This is a genomic window from Burkholderia sp. LMG 13014 (assembly GCF_905232215.1).
Classification (GTDB): domain Bacteria; phylum Pseudomonadota; class Gammaproteobacteria; order Burkholderiales; family Burkholderiaceae; genus Burkholderia.
The window spans coordinates 1-4,404 of sequence record NZ_CAJNKE010000493.1; the positions used below are offsets into that span (position 1 = coordinate 1).

The following is a 4,404-nucleotide window of genomic DNA, read 5'->3' on the forward strand; positions in this document are numbered from 1 at the left end:
GCCGGGTGAGGGCGGCGCGCCCGAGTCATCCACGGGCGCAATCGCGTGCCCGCGATTGCATCCCGACACGCAGTTCTGGCAGCATCGACCGGTGTCCGCTTGTTCGCCGCGCGCATGGCCGCGGCGATCGACGCAGCGGCATCCGGCGGGAGACGGTCGCGTTCGCGATGAGCGAAGCGAGGCCGTGCGCCGGGTGCCCGGTTCCTGACCTTACCGACGTCATCCGCCATGCCGATTTCCGCTACCGACCTGATTCGCCAGTTCGACCTGCAGCCGCATCCCGAAGGCGGCTATTTCCGCGAAACCTACCGTGCGACCGATTCGGTCGTACGTCCGGCCGACGGTGCACCACGCGCCGCGTCGACGGCGATCTACTACCTGCTGTGCGACGGCGCGTATTCGTCGTGGCACCGGATCCGTTCCGACGAGGTCTGGCATTTCTACGCGGGCGACCCGATCGAAGTGTGGGTGCTCGACGCGCGCGACGGATTGACGATCCACCGGCTCGGCAATCCGCTCACGCATCCGGGCACCGTGTTCCAGGCGGTCGTGCGGGCCGGGAGCTGGTTCGGCGCGCGCTGCGCGGCGCCGGAGCACGTTGCGCTCGTCGGCTGCACGGTGGCGCCGGGCTTCGAGTTCGCGGAATTCGAACTAGCCGACGCCGCGGCGCTGGCCGCCGCGTTTCCCGACTACGCGGAATACGTCGTGCAGCTTGCTCAGCGCACGGACATGTGACCGTCACGGTGGTGTAACCCATCGCGCGAAGCCCGTGCCGATGGCGTGTGTTCCGCGCGATCGCGGCCAAACCCGTTTAGAATGCCCGTCATGCACAGGTCGGCTGCGGACGTGCCGCGGCGGCCGGTGCCCAGCCGTACCGACGGCCCCCGTCGCGCGGCTGGATGCCTTCCAGGAGCGCCGCCGTGTGGCACTTTCCCATCGCTATTCCATCGTCGCTCGGCCCATGGGCCGTGTTCGCGAGCGTGTTGATCACGCAGCTCGGTGTGCCGGTGCCGGCCGTGCCGATGCTGATTCTCGGCGGCACGATGGCGGCAATGGGGCAGGCGTCCTGGGTCAGCATGTTCGCGGCGGCGATCGGCGCGACGATGCTGGCCGATTCGCTGTGGTTCTTCATGGGCCGCACGCGTGGCCGGCGCCTGCTGAACGGCCTCGTGCGCTTCTCGCTGTCGCTCGACACGACGCTGCGTTTCGCGCGTAACGTATTCGAAAGATACGGCGCACCGTTGCTCGTGCTGTCCAAATTCCTGCCGGGCCTTGGCCTCGTGTCGGCGCCGCTGCTCGGCACGACCGCGATCGGCGTCGGCGTGTTCCTGTTCTGGGATCTGGCCGGCGCGTCACTGTGGGCCGCGTTCTGGCTGATCGGCGGTGCGGCCATTCATGACCAGATCGTCCAGTTCGTGCTGTGGGTGCGCGCAAGCGGCGGCACGATCCTCGATGCGTTCCTCGCGATCTTCATCACGTTCCTGCTGTACCGGTGGGTGCGGCGCGTGCAGTTCCGCCGCTATCTCGCGCAGGTTCGCATCTCGCCGCCGCAACTCGTCGAGATGATGACGTCGGACGAGCCGCCGCTGATCTTCGACGCGCGGCCGAAAGCGATTCGCGAGCGCGAACCGTACCGGATCGCCGGCGCGGTGCCGGTCGATCTCGATTCGCCCGATCTGCTCGACCCGGAATTGCTGAAACGGCCGATCGTCGTCTATTGCGTGTGCCCGAACGAGGCCACCGCGAAGCGCCTGATCGCGAAAATGCAGCGCAAGAAGATGATCCACAACATCCGCGCGCTGAAGGGCGGGCTCGATGCGTGGGAAAAGCACGGCTTCCCGGTCGAGCCGATGCCGGCCGATCTCGATGCGTCGCGGTATTTCGTGCGTCCGGAACACGGCGCGCTCGAAGGCGAATATACGGTGCGCGCGACGCTGTCCAAATAAATCCGCGCGCGGCATACGCGCGCATTCGGCGCATTCGAATTCCGCCGCCGGTTTCACCCGCCGCGATCTTTACCAAAATCGACTGGCGTGAAACCGCTGATTCTCCATATAATCCCGCCTGCATATTGCGTGCGCATGCTAGCGCACATTCGACGCGTGTTCGTTTGCGCCGAAAGCGATTGATCCCGTCGCCGTCCGTCACGCGCACAGCCGCGTCACACGGGCCGCACGGGCGTATTCCGTGAAAGGCCCGATCCGTTTTCCGGATTGTTCCGGAAAATACGGATAATTCGCGGCGATTCCAATCGGATTGACGCAGTATCCGTGTCGTTTCTTATTTAGAAAACGACGGCGGAGATTATTTCGTTTTCGGCATGCCGGTATCGGCATGAACGGTCGCGCATTGACATCGACAATGACGGCGGCCCGTTCGCGGCTGCCAGGAGACGGACTTGAAACAACCAGAAGACCAGTTGCACCGTGGGCTGGAAGAGCGGCACATCAACCTGATGGCGCTCGGCGCGACGATCGGCGTCGGCCTGTTCCTCGGCTCGGCCACCGCGATCCGCGTCGCCGGCCCGGCCATCCTGCTGACCTACCTGCTGGGCGGCATCGCGATTTTCCTGATCATGCGCGCACTGGGCGAGATGGCGATCGCCAATCCGGTCGCCGGCGCGTTCAGCCGCTACGCACGCGATTACCTCGGGCCTCTCGCTGGCTACCTGACCGGCTGGACCTACTGGTTCGTGTGGATCGTCACCTGTATGGCGGAAATCACGGCGGTCGGCGTCTACATGCACATGTGGTTCCCCGGCGTACCGAACTGGATATGGGCACTCGCGGCGCTCATGGCGATGGGCTCGGTGAACTTCATCGCGGTCAAGCTCTACGGTGAATTCGAGTTCTGGTTCGCGCTGATCAAGATCGTCACGATCGTGCTGATGATCATCGGCGGCGGGCTGATGATCGCGTTCGGCATCGGTAACGGCGGCGTCGCGATCGGCCTCTCGAACCTGTGGGCGCACGGCGGCTTCATGCCGAACGGCATCAACGGCGTGATTGCCGCGTTGCCGATCGTGATGTTCGCGTATCTGGGCGTCGAGATGCTCGGCCTCACCGCCGGCGAGGCGCGCAACCCGGAGAAGTCGCTGACGAAGGCGGTGAACTCGGTGTTCTGGCGCGTGCTGATTTTCTACATCGGCGCGCTGTTCGTGATCATGTCGCTCTATCCGTGGGACCAGATCGGCACGCAGGGCAGCCCGTTCGTGATGACGTTCTCGCGACTCGGCATCCCGGCCGCCGCCGGCATCATCAACTTCGTCGTGCTGACCGCGGCGCTGTCGTCGTGCAACAGCGGCCTGTTCAGCACCGCGCGGATGCTCTACAACCTCGCGCAGCAGGGCCAGGCACCGAGCAAGCTCGGCAAGGTCAACCGCAACGGCGTGCCGGTGTACGGCGTGATCTTGTCGGTCGCGCTGCTGCTGATCGGTGTGCTGCTCAACTATCTCGCGCCGCAGCACGTGTTCACGTGGCTCACGTCGGTGTCGACGTTCGGCGCGATCTGGACGTGGTGCGTGATCCTGATCGCGCAGATGCGCTTTCGCCGCACGCTGTCGGCCGACAAGATCGCACGCCTGCCGATCCGCGTACCGTTCTATCCGCTCGGTTCGTTCGTCGCGCTCGGTTTTCTCGTGCTGGTCGTCGTGCTGATGGCGTTTACGCCCGACACGCGTGTCGCGCTCGTGATCGGGCCGGTATGGATCGTGCTGCTCGGCATCACGTATGCGCTGTTCTACGCGAATCGTCCGGCGGTATCGGTGCCGACGAAGTCGTAAGCCGCACGGGCAGGAGCCCGCGCGTTCTTGATCGCGATCATGCGCGCGCGGGCCGGACGGCCTATGCTGAACGAATCGATTGTCCGCGCTTCGCGTGGCATTCCTTCGATCCCCGCGACCGCGGCGGCTGTCCGGCCGCCGCGCGCCGCCTCCGCGCGAAGCTCCCGTCGTCGTTCCGCGACGACGCGCACGCACGGAGACCTTCGCCATGCAGCCTGCCCAGCCCATCCCGACGCTTGCGCGAATCGCGCTGGCCGTCGATCCAACGCCCGAATCGCTGTCCGCCGCGCGCTACGCGCGCACGCTGCTGCAACCCGGCATGCGATTGCGCATCGTCTGCGCCATCGACAACCCGCGCCTCGTCTTGCCCGACATCCCGCGCATCGACGCGCTGCTGACGTCCGCGCGCGAGGACATGATGCGCGAGGCGCAAGCCACCGGCGAACGGATCGCCGCGTTGTTCGCCGACAGCGGCATCGAGGTCGAGCAGGCCATCATCGATACGTCGGTGACGGGCGGCTCGGTAGCCGATGCACTGGTGAGCGATACGTCGGCGTGGCGCGCGGACGTGCTGGTGGTCGGCGCGAATCCGCATCACGGGCTGCTACGGCTGGTCGAAGGCG

At 65.8% G+C, this 4,404-nt stretch carries 4 protein-coding genes; all 4 read left to right on the forward strand.

Annotated elements, in window-relative coordinates; all coding sequences use genetic code 11:
- Positions 1–228: 228 nt before the first annotated feature.
- Positions 229–735 (forward strand): cupin domain-containing protein, encoded by a 507-nt coding sequence (locus JYJ84_RS29435; protein ID WP_174958404.1) that lies wholly within the window; start codon positions 229–231, stop codon positions 733–735.
- A gap of 185 nt (positions 736–920) precedes the next feature.
- Positions 921–1,946: a DedA family protein/thiosulfate sulfurtransferase GlpE gene (locus JYJ84_RS29440; RefSeq protein WP_174958403.1), complete on the forward strand. Its 1,026-nt coding sequence runs from the start codon at positions 921–923 to the stop codon at positions 1,944–1,946.
- A 452-nt stretch (positions 1,947–2,398) separates the two neighbouring features.
- Entirely contained in the window at positions 2,399–3,781 is a 1,383-nt protein-coding gene (locus tag JYJ84_RS29445; protein ID WP_175222063.1) for an amino acid permease, read from the forward strand.
- Between the two features lie 208 nt (positions 3,782–3,989).
- On the forward strand, positions 3,990–4,404 hold a 415-nt coding region (locus tag JYJ84_RS29450), incomplete at its 3' end, for a universal stress protein (protein WP_205189826.1).